The sequence below is a fragment of the Paenibacillus artemisiicola genome (assembly GCF_017652985.1).
Taxonomy (GTDB): domain Bacteria; phylum Bacillota; class Bacilli; order Paenibacillales; family Paenibacillaceae; genus Paenibacillus_Z; species Paenibacillus_Z artemisiicola.
On sequence record NZ_JAGGDJ010000002.1, the window covers coordinates 486,995 to 507,450 of the forward strand.

Below are 20,456 nucleotides of genomic sequence, written 5' to 3' on the forward strand. Positions count from 1 at the left end.
GGCCGCGCCCATGAAACGAAAAACAAAATGGTATGCGGCGCTGGCCTGTGCCGGGATTATCGTCGTATCGGCATTCGCCTATCGCTTGTACGCGAAAGGCGCTCCCGCGGCCGACATCGCGGCGTTCGCGCGATCGGACGTGAAGCCTGCCGCGGCGAACGAACTGACGTATATGGCGGACGGCAGCAACGCCGTCCCGGGCATGAAGCTCGTCGCGCGGACGGATGCGCTCGCGCTCTACATGAATCCGGACACGACCGAGATCGCCGTCCTTAACCGGGCAAGCGGCAAGACGTGGCACAGCAATCCGGGGGATATCGGCTCGGATGCCAAAGCGTCTCCGTTCGAGAAAGACCGCTTGGCCGCGCAAGTAACGCTGAACTACCGCGATTCGATCGGAACGCTCGGCGCGATCACCAATTTTACGGACAGCATCCAGCGGAAGCAGTTCAAGGCGGAGGGGATCGGGAACGGCGTGCGGATCACCTATACGATCGGGGATACGTCGCTCGGGATCGACGCGCTGCCGAAGCGGATCAGTAAGGAACGGTTCGAGGAGAAGGTGCTCGGCAAGCTGGACAAGAAGACGGCGGATTACGTATCGAACCGGTATTATCCGCTGGACGACAATCCGGACGTGCTCGAGCGGCTGGATACGGAAGTGTCGCGGGCGCTCGTGCTGAAGCGGATGCTCGACGCCTTCGCCAAAGCCGGGTACACGCCGGAGGATCTGAAGGCGGACAACGACGAGAACGGCACGTCCGGCGGCAGCGCGCAGGCGAAGCCGAACTTCACGATTCCGATCGAATACCGGCTCTCCGGCGATTCGCTGCTCGTGCGCGTTCCGGTGAAGGACATTCGGGAGAGCCCGGGCTACCAGATCCGCTCCGTCGAGCTGCTCGACTTCTTCGGCGCGGCGGGCCAAGATGAGCAAGGCTACATGCTCGTTCCGGACGGTTCGGGCAGCTTGATCAACCTGAATAACGGCAAAACGGGCGAAGAGGTCTACGCGCAGCGGGTGTACGGCGACGACGAGAACGACAATTCGAAGCGTCGCGGGCAGATCGCGGAGGCCGCGCGGCTGCCGGTGTTCGGCATGAAGACGGGCGACGAGGCATGGTTCGCCACGATCGAGAAGGGCGAGGGCATCGCCAGCATCAACGCGGACGTCAGCGGACGCAAAAATTCCTACAACAGCGCCTACGCCAGCTTCGCCATTCGCGGCGAAGACGAGCTCGAGCTGTACAAAGGCAACAAGGTGGACGAATTCCAGCTGCTGACGGACGATCGTTTCGCGGGCGACATTCAGCTTCGGTACGATTTTCTTTCCGGCGACCGGGCGTCGTACTCGGGCATGGCGGCGTTGTACCGGAACAATCTGGCGAAGGAAGGCGTGCTGCAGCCGCTGAAGGCCCAAGAGCAGCTGCCGTTCTACGTCGATCTGCTCGGCGCGGTGGACATACGCAAATCGTTTCTCGGCGTGCCGTATAAAGGGCTGATGACGATGACGACGATCGGCCAAGCGAGCCAGATCGCCAAGGAAATCAAGGACGCCGGCGTGTCCAACGTGCAGATGCGCTACGTCGGCTGGTTCAACGAAGGAATCGATCACACGATCCCGGAGACCGTCAAGCTCGACGGCCGGCTGGGCAGCAAATCGGACCTGTCCAAGCTGGCGGCTCAGCTGAAGGACATGGGCGGCAACTTGTATCCCGACGTCGCTTTCCAGCATGTGCTGCGCGAAAACCATGACTTCAAGCCGGCATCGGACGCCGCCCGCTTCGTCACGCGAGAGCAGGCGCTGCTGCAGCCGTACGACCGGGCGCTGAACGCGATGAACGCCCAGTGGGGCTCCTTCTATCTATTGTCGCCGGCGAAGCTGCCGTACTTCGTGGACCGGTTTGTCGATAGCTATAAGAAGTACAACATGGATTCGGTCGCGCTGCGCGACATGGGCGATACGCTGACGGCCGATTATCGCGTCAATCGCGTCGTGTTCCGGGACGTCGCCAAGAATATCGTGACCGATCAGCTCGCCAAAATCGAAAAAAGCTATCCGAACGTGATGATGACCGGGGGCAACCGCTACGCCTTGCAGTATGCCGACCGGCTGCTGAACGTGCCGATGGCTTCCAGCGCGTTCAGCATCGAGGACGAGGCCGTTCCGTTCTACGAGATGGTCGTCCACGGCTACAAGGAGTACGCCGGCGCGCCGATCAACCTGGACGACGAGCAGGACTTGACGTACCATCTGCTCCATTCGCTGGAATACGGCGCCGCGCCGCATTTCTTCTGGTCTTACGAGTCGTCTTCCAAGCTGAAGCTGACGGCGTACGAGTCGCTGTTCTCGACGCATTACTCGGATTGGCTGGGGGACGCGGCGGAGTTGTACGGGAAGCTGAACAGCGTGCTGGCCGGGCTGCAGCGCGAGACGATCACGGAGCATGCGCGGTTAAAGCCCGGCGTCGTCAAGGTCGGCTACAGCAACGGGACGTCGATTTACGTGAACTATACGGATCAGCCGGTCAACGTTCAAGACGTGCGAGTCGGCGCGAAAAATTTTACCGTGGGTGGTGACGAACCGTGAACATCCGACGATTGACCTTGACGCAGAAACGCGCGCTGCTCGGCATCCTGTTCATCCTGCCTTGGCTGCTTGGCTTCGTGTTTTTGTTCGCGACGCCGCTGTTTCAATCGATTCATTTCAGCTTCAGCAATATGAAGATCGCCCCGGGAGGCGGGTACACGCTCGACTTCATCGGATGGGATAACTTCAAGAACGCCCTGTCGATCGATCCGAATTTCAACCGCATTCTAACGCAGTCCTTGAGCGAGATGGCATGGAACGTGCCGATGATCCTGTTCTTCAGCTTGTTTACGGCGACGATGCTGAACACGAGGTTCGTCGGACGCCCGTTCGCGCGCGCGATCTTCTTCCTGCCGGTCATTCTGGCCTCCGGCGCCATCGCCGCGGCCCAAACGTCGGGCCTCATTCAATTGACCGGCAGCTCGGAGATGGCGAAGGAGCTGGGGCAGCAGCAGAACGGCTTCGACCCGCTGACGCTCGCCTTCACGTTGTCCGACGCGGGACTGCCGATGTGGTTTATCGAGTACATCATCAGCGCCGTGCAGCGCATCTACGAGATCATCAAGAGCTCCGGCGTGCAGATTCTGATCTTCCTGGCCGCGCTCCAATCGGTTCCCGTGTCCATGTACGAGGTCGCCAAGATGGAAGGCGCGACGGCGTACGAGACGTTCTGGAAGATCACGTTCCCGATGGTCAGCCCGCTAATCTTGACGAACATCATTTATACGATCATCGACTCGTTCACGAACAGCCAAGTGACGACGACGATCTACAATACGGCGTTCCAGTCGCAAAACTTCGGGCTCAGCGCCGCGATGTCCTGGATATATACCGCGGTCATCAGCGTCATTCTCATCATCGTCGGCATTCTCGTGTCCAGAAGGGTGTTCTACTACAATTGAGCGAATGGGAGGGCGAAGGCATTGAAATTCCCCGATTTGCAAAACGAAGCCGTCGTCATACAAATGCAAAAGGCGCGCAACAAGACGGCGTCGCTGCTGTGGCTCATATTCCGTTACGTGCTGATCATCGGGATTTCGTTCATCATTCTGTATCCGATCCTGCAGCAGCTGTCGGTCGCCTTCAAGGATAAGGCGGATATCTACAATCCGACGATCTACATGATTCCGGTGCATTTCACGATGGAGAACGTGCGGTATGCGATGGCGGTGCTGAATTACTGGCCGCTGCTGAAGAACACGCTCCTCTTCGCGGCGTCGACGACGCTTCTCCAGGCCGCTTCGTGCTCGCTGGCGGGCTACGGCTTCGCCCGGTTTAACTTCCCGGGGAAGAACATCCTGTTCACGCTCGTCGTGCTGACCATCTTGATTCCGTCCAGCACGCTGATGGTCCCGATGTACATTCATTTCCGCTCGTTCGATTTGTTCGGCGTCATCCATCTGATCACCGGCAAAGGGGGCATCAACATGCTCAATACGTACGGCCCGTCGATGATTACGGCCGCCTTCGCCAACGGCTTGAAGTCCGGCTTGTTCATCTACATTTTCCGTCAGTTCTTCCGCGGCATGCCGGGCGAAATCGAAGAGGCGGCGCTCATCGACGGCGCCGGCGGCATCCGCACCTTCTTCACGATCATGCTGCCGAACGCGATTCCGCCGCTCATTACTGTCATTCTGTTCGCGTTCGTCTGGCAGTACAACGACATCTTCTACGCCTCGTTGTTCAACAGCGCGAGCGACCTGATGTCGATCAAGGTATCTTCGCTGCCCGCGGACGTGAACCAGTACTTGCCGGGCATCATGGGCATTGGCAGCGGCACGAACGTCAAGGTGGATCCGAACCAAGTGTCCTTGATCGTCGACACCGGCATTCTGCTCGCGATTTCCCCGCTGATCGCGATGTACCTGTTCGTGCAGCGCTTCTTCGTCGAGAGCGTCGAGCGTTCGGGCGTCGTCGGCTAAGCACGGAAACGGCGGAATAGAAGCGCGGCAAGGCGGAGGAGAAGCACGGCAAGAACAAGCGAACCGACAAGGGGGAAGCGGCATGAACGTCGAATGGGCGCGGCGGATGAACGTCGAACCGAACCTGATTAACCCGCAAGCCGACGATTGCGCGAAGCGGCTGATGGCGTATCTGTGCGATACGTACGGCAAACGGATGCTGACCGGTCAGCAGATCGGCGTCCGCGCGACGCCGGAGATGGACGTGATCTTCCGGGAGACGGGGCGTTATCCGGCCGTCGGCGGCTTCGATTTCATGAACGATTCGCCGTCCCGCGTCGAGCGCGGCGCCGTGGGTACCGATACGGCGCTTGCCTTGGCATGGTGGCGGGCAGGCGGCATCGTCACCTTCTGCTGGCATTGGAACGCGCCGAAGGATCTGGTCGATCAGCCGCCCGACAACGGCTGGCACCGCGGCTTCTATACCACGGCCACGACGTTCGATTTGGCCCGGGCGATGGACGATCCGTCGTCGGAGGAATACGCCCTGCTGCTGCGCGATATCGACGCGATCGCCGGCTTGCTCGCCCGGCTCCGGGAAGCCGGCGTCCCCGTCCTGTGGCGGCCGCTCCACGAAGCGTCCGGCGGCTGGTTCTGGTGGGGCGCCAAGGGACCGGAGCCGTGCGTCCGGCTCTGGAGGCTGATGTACGACCGGATGACGGGGCTGCACGGCCTGCACAATCTGATCTGGGTGTGGAACGGACAGCATAAGGACTGGTATCCGGGCGATGCCTACGTGGACATCATCGGCGAAGACGCGTATTCGCCCGCGCGGAATTATGAACCGCACGCCGACCGCTTCCGGCAGGCGTTGAGCTATACGGAGACCGCGAAGCTCATCGCGCTCTCCGAGAACGGACCGCTTCCGGATCCCGATCTCATGATCGCAAGCGGCGCGCTCTGGCTGTGGAATTGCACGTGGTACGGCGATTTTCTGCATAAGCGGGAGGATGGCGAGACGGTCGTATCGGAGCGCTATACCGAAGCGGAGATGCTTCGGAAAGTCTATCGGCATCCCTTCACGGTGACGCGCGACGAGCTGCCCGATCTCCTCCGTTATCCCGAAGGCCGGACGAATCGCGAAGGCAAGGCACCCGAAGCCGAAGACGCTTCAGGAGCCGTCTAGGACGGGAATTCCGATGAGGAAAGCGTCCAATTCTAGCAGAGGAGTTGATGGAATCATGCCTATGCGCGTGCTGACGGCCGAACAAATCGAACAGTTCATCGACAAAGGCTATGTGCATATTAAAGGCGCCTTTCCGCGGGAAGCGGCTCTGGAGGCGCAGTCGTTCCTGTGGGGCAAGCTGGAAGAGAAAGCCGGCGTCGTGCGCGAGGATCCCTCGACGTGGCGGGAGCCGATGGTCAACATCCGCGAAAATTACCGCCACGCCGCGTTCGACGTCTGCAATACGGCGCTGTTCGCCGACGCGGTCGAGGACTTGACCGGCGCGGGCCGCACGATCCACCGCTTCGTCGCCGGCGAGACGGAAGGCGGCAAGCTGCCGGGCTGGGGCTGGTGGCCGGTCAATTTCTTCGTCGGCAAGGGCGAGCCTTGGTCCGTGCCGACGAACGGCTGGCACTGGGACGGCATTCATTTCCGGCATTACGTCGATTCGCCGGAGCAAGGGCTGCTCTGCCTGTGCCTCTTCTCGGATATCGCGCCGCACGGCGGCGGCACGTTGGTCGTGGAAGGCTCGCATAAGACGGTCGCGCGCCACCTGACCCGGTATCCGGAAGGCGTCGAGCTGGGGGATGGCATTCGCGCCCTGCATGCCGAGCACCCGTATTTCGCCAAGCTGACGGGACGGGACGGCGAACCGCTGAGCGCGGAGGAACGGAACGCTTATTTCATGGAGCGGGACTATATCGACGAAGACGGCACGCGGCTGCGGGTCGCGGAGACGACGGGCGAGGCCGGGGACGTCATACTGTGCCATCCGTTTCTCGTGCATGCCGCATCGCCGAACCACAGCGGGAAGGTCCGGTTCATGTGCAACCGGACGTCGCCGCTGAAGGAGCGGCTGTCGCTGCAGCGGGAAGAAGCGGACGGTTACTCGCCGCTCGAGCGAAGCATCCGGGCATCGGTCTATCGCTAAGCTGCATCGGCTGCACGATCCGAGTCCCGCATGCGGCTCCCTGGACCTGTAGGTTTGTTACTCGTCGGCAATCGGATGGATGGATGAATACGGAGGGCTGCCCGGTGGAGATCGCGATCAGATTGATCGAGGAATCGGATTATGAGCAAGCTTATGCCTTTCAATGCGAGTATTTGGATCGCGAGACGTATGAGGATTTTATGCGGCGGGTGAAGAGCGAGCCTGACTTGTACTTCGTCACCGCGGATGGCCGAGACGTGGTCGGCGTGTGCTACGGAAGTCCGTCCAAGAAAGACGAGGCGGTCATGAATGTGAACGGGATCGCGGTTAATCTGGACGTTACCAAGCCTTATGCCAGAGTCGGGCTGGGAACGAACATGCTGCTTGTATTCGAAAAAGCCGCGAAGCAAAAGGGATATAAGACGTTGGGCGTAGGCTCGGCGGATGATCCCAAAGTAGAAGCGTTTTATTTGAAAAACGGCTATCAACCGACGGAATTGGTCGTCATCGGAGCCGACCATGAGCAATGGGAGCGCGTCCGGGTCGATGACTATGAAAGCGGGAGGTTGCGAAGAGAAGAGCTAAGACGCAGCTACAATCCCAAAGAAGTGATCTTCATCTTGGCCAAGGCGCTGCAAGAAACGTAGCGCGAGCGGACCGGTCAGATCGGCTGAGGGGGGCGTTGGCATTGAAATTACGGACGATTGCGCTCGCGGTCTCGCTGCTCGCGTTTGTTTTGGCAGCGGGATGCAAGGGCAACGCGCAAACCCATGAAAAGGAGGCAGCCGACAAGGCGGAGCCTGTCGCGAAGGCGGAGGCGGCGAACGACGCGGAGAAGCGTCCGCCGTCTCCCCATCCGGAACCGGCTCCGGCTCCGGCTGCTTCGTCCCAAGCGGCGCCGGACCCGAAGCTGCCGAAGCGCGCCCCGCAGTCGGCGCCCCTTGACGTCTTTCAACAGGCGAACCAGCTCGGGAGAGGCGTCAATCTCGGCAACGCGCTTGAGGCGCCGACGGAAGGGGAATGGGGAGTTACTTTACAGGAAAGCTACTTCAAGACGATCAAGGATGCGGGCTTCGAAACGGTCCGCGTCCCGATCAAGTGGTCGGGGCATGCGGATGCGAAGGCTCCTTACGCGATTGACGCCGGATTTTTCGACCGCATCGATTGGGTCATCGGCCAGGCGCTGAAGCAGGGGCTGAACGTGGTGCTGGACATGCATAATTACGATGAGCTCTATCTGGATTCGGTTGAGCAGGAGCCTCGTTTCCTGGCGCTATGGAAGCAAATCTCGGCGCGGTACAAGGAGCTTCCCGGCAACGTGTATTTCGAGCTGCTCAATGAACCGAACGGTTCTCTGACGTGGTCCAAATGGAACCGGCTGCTGAAGAAGACGCTCGATGCGATTCGGAGCGAGGATCCGTGGCATACCGTTATGATCGGTTCCGTCAACTGGAGCAACTTCGCGGATCTCGCGTCGCTCGACATTCCGGATAACGAACGGAACGTCATCGTGACGTTCCATTATTACGATCCTTTTCCCTTCACCCACCAGGGTGCGGAGTGGGCAGGGCCGGAGATCGGGACCGTCGGCGTCGAGTGGCCGGGCCCCCCGTCGCGGAAGGTGGAACCGATCGCGGCTGCCAAGCAGGTGAAATGGGTGGACGATTGGTTCCGCGATTACAATGCGAATCCGGCGGAAACGAATCCGGCAAGTCCCCGCTCGATCGCGGAAGCCTTCGATAAGGCGGACAATTGGGCCAAGGAGCATCATCGTCCCATCTATCTCGGCGAATTCGGCGCGTACAGCAAAGCCGATATGCCTTCGCGGGCGCGCTGGACGGCCGCCGTGCGCGAGGAAGCGGAGAAGCGCGGCTTCGGCTGGGCTTATTGGGAATTTTGCGCGGGCTTCGGCGTCTATGACCCCGCGGCTAATCAGTATCGGCAGGAATTGCTGGACGCGCTCGTTCCGCCGAACCAAGCCCATTGAAGGGGACTGTATGGAAAATGGCAGACAGGTAAGGCGAAAGGGATTAACGAACGCTTACGAACGTTTCATTAAGGGGTGAATGCTATGCACGCGCAAGTTCCCGTGTTAATAATCATAGGACCCGTTGGCATCGGAAAGTCGAGTACCGCGGACGCCCTGTCGGAAGTGCTGGAGTACGACCATGGGCTTCCGCATGCGGTGGTCGATCTGGATCATGTGAGACGCGGCTTCCCTCCGCCCCAAGACGATCCGTTCAACAAGGAGCTCGGCTTTAACAACCTGGCTGCCGTCTGGAGCAACTATCGCTCGCATGGCGCCAAGTGCCTGATTATTCCCAGCGTCATGGAAAGCCAAGAGGATCTGAACAAGATTCGACGATCGGTACCCGGAGCCGAGCTCTTCTTAGTTCGTCTGGTTGCTTCGCTTGACGTCAACCATGCCCGGATTCGCGGCAGGGAAAAGACCGCCGAATCACTGAATTGGCATCTGCGGCGCTCGACCCAACTCGCCGCGGAACTCGCCGTCAAGAAGCTGGAGCACGTCGTCGTAGACGCGGAAACCAAGCCGCCGTCCGAAATAGCCCGGGAAATCATCCGCAAATGGGGAATCGCGGAATGGCACGGTTCAATGGGTAAGGGATCATAACCATGTTCGAGACGCCGCGGGCAGCCGGCATTCGGCATCGATACCCGCAATCATGCTAGTCCAGCCGGAATTATCGGCTGGACTATTTTTGTCGCGAGGAGGTGTGAAATCCCGGTTCCCTTCCATATTTCGCATGATGCTCCTCGCCGCTCCTGCATTGACTTACGCATAAATATCGTTTACTATCTCGTTATACAAACGGTGAATGAAATCGAAGGACAGTGAGGCGAATGCAGTGACTAGGATTCCCAGAACGAGCAGAGACATGCAGGCGGCGGAGCGGAGAGGCCAAATTCTTCAAGGGGCCAAGGAATTGTTCGCGGAGCACGGCTTTCACGGCACTTCGATGCGGATGATCAATAAGCACGTCGGCATTACCGACGGTTTGCTGTATCATTATTTTCCCGGCGGAAAGCAGGAGATCTTGGAAACCGTCTTCGTCGAAGCGCAGGAAGCGCGGATGGCCAGCATGGATAAGCTGCTTGCTTCGATCGAGCTGAACCAGCGGCTGGAAGACGCGCTCGCCCAGTTTCTGATCGGGTTGTACAGAACGCTGACGGAGGACCGGGCTTTCATCCGAATGATGTTCCGCGACGCGGAGTCCATTCAATCGGAGCAGCGCAACTTCATGTCCGAGATGATCAAGCTGCGCCACCAATCGCTCACCGAGGTACTGAAGAAGCGGGCGGAGGCAGGCGAAATCCATGAGATGGACTATGCGTTGGCAGCGCATCAATTGCTGGCGCTCGGCGTCGTTTGCGCGCTCCGCGAGGTTTCCTTCATTAACGTGGTTGACGTCGAAATCGAGAGTCATATCCGTAACATGGTCGCTTTCTCCGTGTCCCAATGGCGAAAGTGATTTCTTTTTTGTCATTTTGTTAACCGAACGTAGAATGAATTAAGAATCAAGTGGAGGCTCGAACTTGTTATGATCCGTTTTTTTCGACAGAGGCATCCTTATCTTACCGTCTTCCTAGTCTTTCTCGTCGTGCTCGTCCTCGGCCTAGCCCAGCTCGGTTCAAGCGTTAACCCGGTGCCGCGCGACTTGCCCGTACTGCTCGTGCAGGGCGATGCCGGGACCAAGACGCCCGCCGGCGGCACGAATTTCGGCCACGATCTATCGGAGCGCCTTCGGCATGCCGTGCCGCCGGGAGGGGAGGGACCGGCGCTGGTCTGGCGCGTCGTCGCTTCCGAGGAGGCGGCAATCGAGGCGATGAACCGCGAAGAGGCTTATGCCGCGCTTGTCATTCCGGCGGACTTCTCGAAGAAGCTGTCGAGCCTGCTCTCGCCCGATCCGCAGTCCGCTTCCGCCGTCTTGTACGTGAACCAGGGCATGAATTATAACGGCGCGACGATGGCAAGCGGCATCGTGACGCAGATGCTCGGCGGCGCGAACGCGCAGCTTCGCGATCGGCTGCTGGCGAAATCCGGGCCGGACGGCGCGCTGACGCCCGCGCAGACGGACGCGCTCGCCGAGCCGATCCGGGTAACGAGCCGCAGCATCAACGCCGTCGGCCCGAACAGCTCGAACGGCAGCGCGCCGGTCGTGCTGACCCAGCTCGTCTGGTTCGCCGCGATGGTCTCGACGATGATGCTGTTCGTGGCGGCGAACCGGGCGACCGCAAACGGGTTCCGCCTGCATCGCTTCGGCATCCGCGTCTCCCAAATCCTGATGGGCATCGCCGCGTCGGGCGCCGCCGCGCTCAGCATCCTCTGGATCGCCGGCCAATGGTTCGGCCTGCGCATTCCGGACTACGCCGGCATCGGCTGGTACTTGTTTTTCGTCTGCTTCGTGTTCTTCCTGGTCCAGACGACCGTCGTCAGCTGGCTGGGCTTCGCGGGCATGCCGCTCTTCATCCTGCTCTTCTTCTTCGCGGCGCCGCTCCTGGCGCTGCCGCCGGAGCTGCTGCCGGCGTTCAGCCGGCGCTTCGTGTACGACTGGCTGCCGCTCCGGTTCGCGGCGGAAGGACTTCGCGATCTGTTTTATTTCAGAGGATTGAATTTGGACCGTCCGACGTGGACGCTGGCCGCGATCGGCGGCGTTGGCGTCGCCTTGATCCTGTTATCGGTGCTGAAGCGGCATCGGTCGGCCGATAACGAATTGGAGAATCAGCTCCCGGCCATGAAGGTTCCCGGCGATTTTTCCCGCTTGGAAGCGAGCGAGCCGTTGGCGCAGCCGGCTTTCGCGGAGGCGGCGGCTCACGCGGACTTGCCAATCAAGGATCGCGAATTCCGCCATGCCATCCGAGAATTTCTAACCCCTTCTCCGCCGGCGATTGACGATGGGCATTTCTCGGACAACGAGTACCGGAAGGCGCTGCTGAAGCTGAAGGATGCCATGATCAAGGAGACGGACCGATACGAAGAAATGTCCCCCGATCAAGCCTACCGGCAAACGCTGAAGAAATTGACGGGACGCCAAAAGGAACCCGAGTAAGGAAGCGCGTTCGAACAACCATCCGGAGAGGAGATCAATCGATGAAAATCTATGTTGTTTATGATAGCGAAGCGGGGCATACGGAACAACTGGCCCGTTCCATTGCCAAAGGCGCCCAAAGCGTGCCCGGCGCCGAGGTGTTCATTAATCACGTTAATAAGGCGAACGTCAGAGAGCTTGCCGATATGGATGCGATTATTTGGGGATGTCCCGGACACTTCGGCACGATCAGCTCGGGTTTGAAGGAATGGATCGATAAACTCGGGTATTTGTGGGCGAACGGGACCCTAGTGGATAAAATCGGCGCGGCATTTTGCACGACGGTTACCATTCATGGCGGAATCGAAGCGACCTTGTTGAACCTGATTACGCCCATGCTGCATCAAGGCATGATGGTTGTCGGCTTGCCGGCGAACATTCCGGAGAATGCGCTGTATGGCAGTTATTATGGCGTCGGCGTGACGTCTCCCGTGGAAGATGCCAACGATGAGCTGATTCAATCGCTGTTCAAGAAGGGGCTCGGACTAGGGGAAATCCTAGGCAAGCGCGTGGCCCATACGGCACTTACCATTGCGGCAGGCAAGCAAATGCATGGTGGATTGCCGCAGTATTAAGTCATTTTTATAAATAATTGTTCGCTTGATCAAGATTTCCCATTTTATCTTTCCATCATCACGATCCGGCAGCCGAACGACGCGAGCGCGAGCGAAAATCCTCGTCCGTCCGACGGGTGCCGGCTAGGTAAAGGATGAATACGCAAGCAGCCGACCATAACCGGTCGGCTGCTTGCGTATCTTCGCCTGTCGGCTTGAATGGGCAAATCCTTATTCTCCTTCAGTCTCCTTGACATAAGCCCGCGATGATGAATATGCAACCATTCGACTCACTAGTTTTCCGACAAAATGCGGAAGAAAGCGACTGATAATAAATACGGCAACGAAGGCGATACTCCAAGCCTCCATCCATGTTCCAGAAAAATTCGAATCAAAACCCCGCTGATTAAAGAGGGTCAACGTAAAGGAGATCATGCACGTCATGATGAGGGGAAATAAGAAAAGAGTTACGATCTTACTCCCACGCTGAAATTTGCGTGCAAGGTATCTAATCGGCTTGGGCAGGAATAAGTTCAGGACGTAGGCAGTTAAGAAAGCAACCGTCCAATTTTCGATCCAAGAGCTCATAAAATGCGGTTTAATTCCTCCACTCAGAGTAAGTACTAATATTCCAGACACAAGAAATGTGAGTATTAGGGAATACAGCAACAAAAATACGATTTGGCGTTTCTTTGAGCTTACATTCATCGCCATGCTCCTTTTTTCATTTGATGCCAATTGAACGATTAACAATATTGAGTTGTGACATGACGAACGACCTTAACACGGGTTGCGGGTATGCACGGCTTGTCGCATATCTTGACTAAATATCGTCTAAGGCTAGGCTGACCTTGTTTAACGAGGGATCTTTTTTTTTGCCGTAAAAAATGCTATAGACATGCTTCTCGATATTACGACAAATGATTTTTGCTATTATTTGAGGTGAGATAAGAAAATTACCTTTAAAGGAGGAGAAATAGGACCTCAACCGGGCGTTCCGTTTCTTGGAGGGAATAACACGCAGCGAAGGTGCTGCTCGCTCGCTAATCGCGATTAGTTGGCTTCTGCGCCGAAAAGGCCAGACCTCGGCGATCGTGGCACGCAGAACGAGAAGCGTTCGTATCATCACGAGGGTTCAAGTGCCGACTGCTAATAGAGAATGAAAATGACAGAGGCGGATGGCGTGAACGAAAAAGAAAAGTACTTATTTGATTTACAAGGTTTTATTGTCATTAAAGATGTCTTGACTGCGGAGCAGCTGACGAAGCTGAACAAGGCCATCGACGAGCAAGCGGACATAGCGCCGGAAGCGCGCAAAAGCTTCATGCTTTGGGAAGAACAAGCCTTCCGCGATCTCATTGACGATCCCAAAACAGAGCCTTATCTGACGGAAATTCTGGGTGAGGAATATCGTCTGGATCATGAATATTCGATTATTCATCGGAAGGGAGCGCCGCCGCTTGGTCTTCACGGGGGAGGCGTTCCGTATGACCCCGGTCAATACTATACTTTCCAAGATGGGAAAATGTACAGCGGATTGACGGTCGTATCCTATGCCCTTACGGATATCGGCCCGGAGGACGGGGGGTTCTGTTGCATTCCCGGCAGCCATAAATCGAACTACAGAACACCGGCCGAATATAAGCATTATTCGGAAATCGGGCCGGTGGTCCATATACCGCAACAAGCCGGAGACGCGATCCTGTTCTCGGAAGCGCTGACACATGGCACGTTTGCCTGGCAAGCCGCGCACGAACGGAGATCCCTGCTCTATAAATATTCGCCGGCGATGATAGCCTGGGCACCGTTCAACAGGTCTCCAGAGCTTCTCGACCTGCTGACGGAAAGGCAGAAAGTAATCGTTCAAGCGCCGTCTTCATTAGGTTACCGCTATTTTGGGCAGAGCCGAAAGAAGTAAGAAGGCAATAAAAGCAACCTAAGCCTTGCTGTTTGTCAGGCTGCCGAGAACGTCTCGGCAGCCCTTTCTTCGTCCAAATCGTTTAACGCGTGACCGCGTTAAATTCATGCACAGTAAGTCCGGGCGCCTTACCAAGGTCGACTCTAAAGTCACCGGGTTCCATAGATGATTGCTTCTCTGCGCATAAAATCACCGAATAACAGTCCAATGAGAAGATTCAAAGAATACTTTATCAATCAATGTATATTTTGTCGTGATCAATGAAGGCAAAGTATGTTATAGTACGAACAGCATGCAACCCTTGGCAGCGAAGGGTATAACGAAGCATCGGCCGCGGAACGAACGGGGCGCGGAATTCAGGCCGATCCGCGCCGATCCGCGCCGAGCAGTCCCGGGACGCGCTTCAACCCGGCTGCTTCGAACGAAGCCGCTCGCGCGGCAGATCACGAAACCGATCGGGGAGGAACGGGAACATGCGGGACAACGGATTCAGAAGCGATCAATTGGGCGGCATTGACGGGCTGGGAAGAGAGCTGCCCGCGTATGCCGATGCGGGGCCGCTTAGGGAGGGACGGTTCGTCGGGTTGTTTTACTTCCTGTGGCTTGGGCAGCACGGGAAGTCGGGTCCGCATGACAACACGCGGATTCTGGCGCGTTGGCCGGAGGCGGCGAAGGACCCGGATCATCCCGCCTGGGGACCGGCGAAGTCGTTTCACTTTTGGGGCGAGCCGCTGTTCGGATACTACTTGAGCGACGATGCGTACGTGCTGCGGAAGCACGTCCAGCTGCTGACGACGGCGGGGGTCGATTTTCTCGTCTTCGATACGACGAACAGGGCGACCTACAAGCAGGCGTACGACGTCCTCTTCGGCATCATGGATCACGTCCGCGCGCAGGGCTTCAAGGTGCCCCGAATAGTCTTCTATACCAATACGGAATCCGGCAGGACGGTAACGGAGCTCTACGAGGACATCTACCGGCCGGGGCGCTATCCGGAGCTTTGGTTCCGCTGGAAGGGCAGGCCGCTTATCATCGGCGACCCCGGCGAATGCAGCGAGGAAATCCGCGGCTTCTTCACCTTCCGCCTCAACCAGTGGCCGAACGAGGAAGCCAAGGTTAACGGCTTCCCATGGATCGAATTCCGGCGACCCCAGCGGGTTTTCTTCAATGACGAGGGGGAGAAGGAAATCATCAGCGTGTCGGTGGCGCAGCATCCGAGCGTGGCGATGAGCGACACGCCCTTCTACGGGTACGGGGACAATTGGGGCAGAGGTTACCGGGGGGAAACGGAAGGAAGCGATACGGCTATCGATTCGGACGAAGCGGTCATGCGCGGACTCAATATCGCCGAGCAATGGGAATTCGCGCTCCGCGAGGACCCGCGGATCGTCTTCGTCACCGGCTGGAACGAGTGGATCGCGATGCGCCTGCAGGGGCCGAAGGAACGCCCCGTGCTGTTCGTCGATCAAGCGACGCTCGCATTCAGCCGCGACATCGAGCCGATGAAGGGCGGGTACGGGGATCATTATTTCATGCAGCTGGCCGGGTATATTCGCCGGTTCAAAGGCATGTCCGAACCCCCGGGCGGCTTCCGGCTGGAGCAAAGCATCCCGATCGGAACGGATTTCGGACCGTGGGCGGCGCGCGGCCGGGAATACCGTGATTTCGAAGGCGATACGGAGCCAAGAAACCATCCCGGCTACGGCGAGCTCCATTACCGCGACGAGACGGGGAGAAACGACTTGATCCTCATGAAAGCGGCCCATACCGACGCGCATCTTTATTTCTACGTCCGCACGAAGGAAGCGATCACTCCGCATACGGGCCGGCATTGGATGCTGCTGCTGATTCGCGTCTACGGCGCGGCGGATGAAGGCTGGGAGGGCTACCACTATATCGTGAACCGCCGTATAACGACCGAGGCGAAATCGTTGCTGGAGAGGAGCTCCGGCGGCTGGAATTGGCACGCGGTGACGGAAATCGGCTTTGCCGTCGGCGGAAACGAGCTGCAGCTCGAGATTCCGCGAGACGCGCTGGGAATCGTCGACCCGGGCCGCGAGCTGCGCATCGGCTTCAAGTGGATCGATAACATGCAGCAGGAAGGCGACATGCTGGATGCGCTGCAGCATGGCGATACGGCTCCGGAGGGCCGGCTGCACTTTATGTACAGCGCGTCCGCCTAAGCGCATGATAGACGCAATATAACCCATGGACAAAAAAGTATATTTTATTTATATTAAAGTATACAATGATATCATTTCATACGTGGAGGCATGGGTTATGGAAGTGAAGCAATGGCGCGCGAAATGGATTTGGTCGGCGGGCACGGCCGGGGAAAACGACGTTTATGTCGAAGCACGCACCACCTTTCCGATCGAAATGAAGGTCATCGGCGCGAAGCTGCGCATATCGGCCAACCAAACCTATGAGCTTAGCCTGAACGGAACGAGGGTCGGCAGAGGGCCGGCACCCGCCGACCTGGCTTGGATGTCGTACGACGAGTATGACGTAGCCGCTTGCCTGCGCGAGGGATGCGATAACGCGATCGCCATTCTGGCGCATAATTTCGGAACGGACCGTATTGTTACCGAACAGCTGCAAGGTCCGGGCGGACTCATTTGCCAGCTGGATCTGTCGTTGGAGGATGAAGCGGGCACGGTGACCGAACGGACGGTCGCCACGGACGAGGGGTGGAGATGCCGCCGTTCGCCGCGCTGGGCAAAGGGGGCAAGCCGCCTTCATCTGTGGGGCGGCTACCGCGAAATCCTCGATCTGTCCAAGGAAGACGGCTGGGAACGGGCGGACTACGGGGATGAATCGTGGCCGCGGGCCGTCGTCGTGGCCGAAGCCGAACAGCCGGGTACCCCCTGGCCGCGTCTTATCCCGAGCGAAATTCCCCGCCTGCGGGAGACGCTCGTACGGCCTGTATCCGTCGTGTCGGCCGAAGCCTTCCTGGGAGCGGTGCGATCGCCGGATGCCGTCCTAAGCGGCAGCGACGCGGACGGGGCGGCGATCGACGCTTCCGTTCCGGGATCCTTTCCGCAGCTGACGTATGATTTCGGCAAGGAGATCGTCGGTTATCCCGAGCTGGAGGTCGAGGCGGAAGAAGGCGGCGTGCTCCAGCTCTACTACGGGGAATCGCTCGAGGTTGCGCTGATGGATACGTTCCTCCTTCGCAAGGGGAGCAATACGCTGCGTCCGCATGGCCGGCGCGCGTTCCGCTACCTGAAGGCGGCCGTTCTCGCGACGCCGGTTCCGATCCGATTGCGCAGCCTTCAGGCGGTCTTCGTGCATTATCCGTTCCGCGCAGGCGGCCGGTTCGTCTGCAGCGACGAGAGGCTGAACCGCATCTGGGAGACGGGCCGTTATACGACGATCGTGAACAGCCAGCATCATTTCGAGGATTGCCCTTACCGCGAGCAATCGTTATGGGTGGCGGATTCGGTCGTCATGGCGAAGGTCGTGTATCAAACCTTCGGAGATGCGGCGCTCGCGCGTAAATCGCTGCTGCAGGCGGCGCGCATCCAGAACGAGGACGGCTCCATCGCGGGTACCGGGCCGCAGCGCAACCGGTTCCTGCTTCCGGACTTCTGCGCGCATTGGCTGTTCGGCGTGTGGGAGCATTACCGGCATACCGGGGACGACGGCTTTCTGCGGGAGGCTTGGCCGCATGCCGAGAAGCTCGCGGACTGGTTCGCCGCGCAGGAGGACGGGACGGGGCTGTTCGCGAACGCGAGCCGGGACGGCTGGTGGTGCTTCATCGATTGGACGGACGATATCGAGCGACAGGATCGCGTAACCGCGCTTTCCTGCTTCTATTATAAATTTCTGAACGTGGCCGCTCTGATCGCCGAACAGCTGAACGAACCCGGGCGAGCGGGCGGCTTTCGTTCGAAGGCGGCGCGCCTGCGCGCCGCGGTCCGCGCGCAGCTGCGCGTTCCGGGGACGTCGGTCTACGCGGATTGTTTGTCCGCGGACGGATTGTCGGCCAGCATGACCGCGCAGACCAATTTCGCCGCTGCCTGGTCGGGCATCATGGAGGAGCCGGAGACGATCCGGTTCGTGGAGGACTACTATTTGGAGGGGCGTCTGCCGCGCATCCGCGGCGCTTTCTTCTATCACATCGTGCTGGAAACGCTGTTCCGCCACGGCTACGCGGAGGAGGCCTGCCGGCAAATCCGGGACTATTGGGGCGCCATGCTGGATCGAGGCGCGACGACATGGTGGGAGACGTTTGATCCTACGCTTCCGTTCCCGACCGTGCCAAGCCCTTACTTGGGCCATACGCCGACATACCTCCACGATGCCATCCCCGTCAGCTTCTCGCACGGCTGGGGAGCGTCTCCGACCTATTTGCTCACGAAGGAGGTGCTTGGCGTCGACGCTTCGGCCGTCGGAACCGGCGCCGTCGTGCTGGATCCGGCGCCCGTTACCGGCATCGATTGGGCGGAAGGGACGGTACCCACGCCGCACGGCGACATTCAAGCCTCGTGGAGGCGAGAAACCGATGGCTCGATCCGGTTCCGGGTCCAGCTTCCGGTCGGCATGGCTTGGCAGACCGGGCAGCTGTCGGAAGTCGCCGCCGCCGAAGAAGCCGGAACCGTCGTCGTGACGGGGATCGTCCAGGCGACCCGGAAGCGGGCGGCATCGATGCCGTAACAGTGAAATATTCATTTGGTATAAGGAATGGATGCCTGGAGAAGTACCCGGCGCTATGCCCGGAACCCGTCGGTCGCCTGCTCCGCTATGCCGCGGCAAAAAGCCGGCGGCAACCGTGTGGCCTTTGCTTGCGCTGTGTTTCCGATTAACGTATACTTAATCCGAAACAAGGGGGCGCATACGAATGACAACCGATAAGCCGGCCAAAGCGCCGATGTACCAATATATCATGGACGACATCAAGCGCAAGATCGAGACCGGCCGCCTGAAGCCGCATGACCAGCTGCCGCCCCAGATCGATCTGGCCAATCAATACGGCACGAGCGAGATTACGACGCGCCGCGCGCTCTCGGAGCTCGTGCTGGCCGGGTACGTTTACCGCATCAGGGGCAAAGGCAGCTTCGTCCAAGAGCATTCGGCGCCATCCGAAGCGCAGGCGATGCGCGAAATTTATTTCGTCCATCGGGACCATGACGCGACCAACTTCAACCACCCGTTCTTCACGGATATGTTTCAGGGGATCCGGGACGTATGCATGGAGAACGGCATCGGCTTTCATGTCTGGGACATGGGCGAAGACTATGCGCTGCCCGAAGACAAGCAAGCGGGCATCGTGCTGCTCGGGAACCCTTCGTTCGATTTGTCGCGCCTGGCCGCCTGGCAGACGGAAGGCCGGAAAATCGTGACCGTGCATTTCTATTACCCGCATCTCGGCATTCCGTATGTCATCGTGGACAATCTCACGGGGGGCTATCTGGCGACCCAGCATTTGATATCCCACGGGCACCGGCGGATCGGCATTATATTGACGGGCGCCTCGATCCTCGAGCTGAACCAGGAATTCTCGCTCCGGCTGCAAGGCTACAAGCTGGCGCTGTCGCAGCATCAGATTCCGTTCGATCCCGAGCTCGTCTCCGTCGTCAGCGGCGAAGTGGAGAGCACGAGCATGGGGAGAACGGGGTTCAAACAATTGATGGCGCTGCCGAATCCGCCGACGGCCGTCTTCGCGACGAGCGACTACAAGGCGATGGGGGCGCTGAACGGCGCAAGGGAGCTCGGCCTCATCGTGCCGGAGGACGTTAGCGTGATGGGCTACGACGACGTGCTGATCAGCGCGTTGACGAATCCCGGGCTCTCGACCGTCAACCAGAACACGAGGAAGCTGGGGGAGCGTTCCGCGGAGATCCTGTTGTTCGAGTTGAAGGATGCGGAGGTCAGGTCCGTCAAAGACGAAATCGTGCCGGCGCTGGTCATCAGAGGCAGCACGGGACCCGTCATGGAGTAAGGGCATGCGAAGCAAGCGGCAATCAGGAAAGCCGGCATCGATCGAGACGATCGGTGCCGGCTTATTTGTATGGTGCAAGAGGGCTAAACGAAAGTATACAATGTTATCCGTGCTACCAGTTGAGTATAGGCTTCAGGTTGATGGTCGATCGAACCAAAAAAGCGTTGCATTTGCCCACTACCCTCTGTATACTGTGACTTATAAAGTATACTTACTTTTGTATATTATACTTTGCTTGGGGGACGGCGGTGCGGTTGGCGTGACAGCCGTTAGGCTGCGCGCGCATGC

At 58.8% G+C, this 20,456-nt stretch carries 16 protein-coding genes; 15 read left to right on the forward strand and 1 reads right to left on the reverse strand.

Annotation, left to right across the window (positions count from 1 at the left end):
* The first annotated feature begins 10 nt into the window (after positions 1–10).
* From I8J29_RS05375 to I8J29_RS05425, 11 genes are all read left to right on the forward strand, one after another.
* A complete protein-coding gene (locus I8J29_RS05375; RefSeq protein WP_208846629.1) occupies positions 11–2,587 on the forward strand; it encodes a DUF5696 domain-containing protein in 2,577 nt (858 codons plus the stop codon).
* Positions 2,584–3,489, forward strand: a complete 906-nt coding sequence (locus I8J29_RS05380) for a carbohydrate ABC transporter permease (RefSeq protein ID WP_208846630.1) — start codon at positions 2,584–2,586, stop codon at positions 3,487–3,489. Before I8J29_RS05375 ends, I8J29_RS05380 begins: the two co-directional genes overlap by 4 nt.
* Positions 3,490–3,552: 63 nt before the next feature.
* A complete protein-coding gene (locus I8J29_RS05385; RefSeq protein ID WP_208846748.1) occupies positions 3,553–4,509 on the forward strand; it encodes a carbohydrate ABC transporter permease in 957 nt (318 codons plus the stop codon).
* An 82-nt stretch (positions 4,510–4,591) separates the two neighbouring features.
* The gene (locus tag I8J29_RS05390; RefSeq protein WP_208846631.1) at positions 4,592–5,674 is read left to right on the forward strand and encodes a glycosyl hydrolase; all 1,083 of its coding nucleotides are present in this window, start codon (positions 4,592–4,594) and stop codon (positions 5,672–5,674) included.
* A gap of 55 nt (positions 5,675–5,729) precedes the next feature.
* A complete protein-coding gene (locus I8J29_RS05395; protein WP_208846632.1) occupies positions 5,730–6,644 on the forward strand; it encodes a phytanoyl-CoA dioxygenase family protein in 915 nt (304 codons plus the stop codon).
* A gap of 104 nt (positions 6,645–6,748) precedes the next feature.
* Positions 6,749–7,291, forward strand: a complete 543-nt coding sequence (locus I8J29_RS05400; RefSeq protein ID WP_208846633.1) for a GNAT family N-acetyltransferase — start codon at positions 6,749–6,751, stop codon at positions 7,289–7,291.
* Between the two features lie 41 nt (positions 7,292–7,332).
* Complete coding sequence (locus tag I8J29_RS05405) at positions 7,333–8,631, forward strand: glycoside hydrolase family 5 protein (RefSeq protein ID WP_208846634.1); 1,299 nt, start codon at positions 7,333–7,335, stop codon at positions 8,629–8,631.
* Between the two features lie 84 nt (positions 8,632–8,715).
* Positions 8,716–9,276 carry a hypothetical protein gene (locus I8J29_RS05410; RefSeq protein WP_208846635.1) on the forward strand — a complete coding sequence of 187 codons (561 nt, stop codon included), beginning with the start codon at positions 8,716–8,718 and terminating at the stop codon, positions 9,274–9,276.
* A gap of 265 nt (positions 9,277–9,541) precedes the next feature.
* A complete protein-coding gene (locus tag I8J29_RS05415; RefSeq protein ID WP_208846636.1) occupies positions 9,542–10,135 on the forward strand; it encodes a TetR/AcrR family transcriptional regulator in 594 nt (197 codons plus the stop codon).
* Positions 10,136–10,204: 69 nt separating this feature from the next.
* Positions 10,205–11,713: a YhgE/Pip domain-containing protein gene (locus tag I8J29_RS05420; RefSeq protein WP_208846637.1), complete on the forward strand. Its 1,509-nt coding sequence runs from the start codon at positions 10,205–10,207 to the stop codon at positions 11,711–11,713.
* A gap of 41 nt (positions 11,714–11,754) precedes the next feature.
* Positions 11,755–12,327: an NAD(P)H-dependent oxidoreductase gene (locus tag I8J29_RS05425; protein ID WP_208846638.1), complete on the forward strand. Its 573-nt coding sequence runs from the start codon at positions 11,755–11,757 to the stop codon at positions 12,325–12,327.
* A 210-nt stretch (positions 12,328–12,537) separates the two neighbouring features.
* Here the strand turns inward: I8J29_RS05425 and I8J29_RS34580 are convergent, their stop codons facing one another.
* Positions 12,538–13,020 carry a DUF2798 domain-containing protein gene (locus I8J29_RS34580; RefSeq protein ID WP_208846639.1) on the reverse strand — a complete coding sequence of 161 codons (483 nt, stop codon included), beginning with the start codon at positions 13,018–13,020 and terminating at the stop codon, positions 12,538–12,540.
* Positions 13,021–13,489: 469 nt separating this feature from the next.
* On the opposite strand from I8J29_RS34580, the gene I8J29_RS05435 reads away from it, so the two are divergent.
* From I8J29_RS05435 to I8J29_RS05450, 4 genes are all read left to right on the forward strand, one after another.
* Positions 13,490–14,224: a phytanoyl-CoA dioxygenase family protein gene (locus tag I8J29_RS05435; protein ID WP_208846640.1), complete on the forward strand. Its 735-nt coding sequence runs from the start codon at positions 13,490–13,492 to the stop codon at positions 14,222–14,224.
* A gap of 473 nt (positions 14,225–14,697) precedes the next feature.
* A complete protein-coding gene (locus I8J29_RS05440) occupies positions 14,698–16,407 on the forward strand; it encodes a glycoside hydrolase family 71/99 protein (protein WP_208846641.1) in 1,710 nt (569 codons plus the stop codon).
* Positions 16,408–16,504: 97 nt separating this feature from the next.
* Complete coding sequence (locus I8J29_RS05445) at positions 16,505–18,883, forward strand: family 78 glycoside hydrolase catalytic domain (RefSeq protein WP_208846642.1); 2,379 nt, start codon at positions 16,505–16,507, stop codon at positions 18,881–18,883.
* Between the two features lie 184 nt (positions 18,884–19,067).
* Complete coding sequence (locus I8J29_RS05450) at positions 19,068–20,168, forward strand: GntR family transcriptional regulator (protein ID WP_208846643.1); 1,101 nt, start codon at positions 19,068–19,070, stop codon at positions 20,166–20,168.
* Positions 20,169–20,456: the final 288 nt, after the last annotated feature.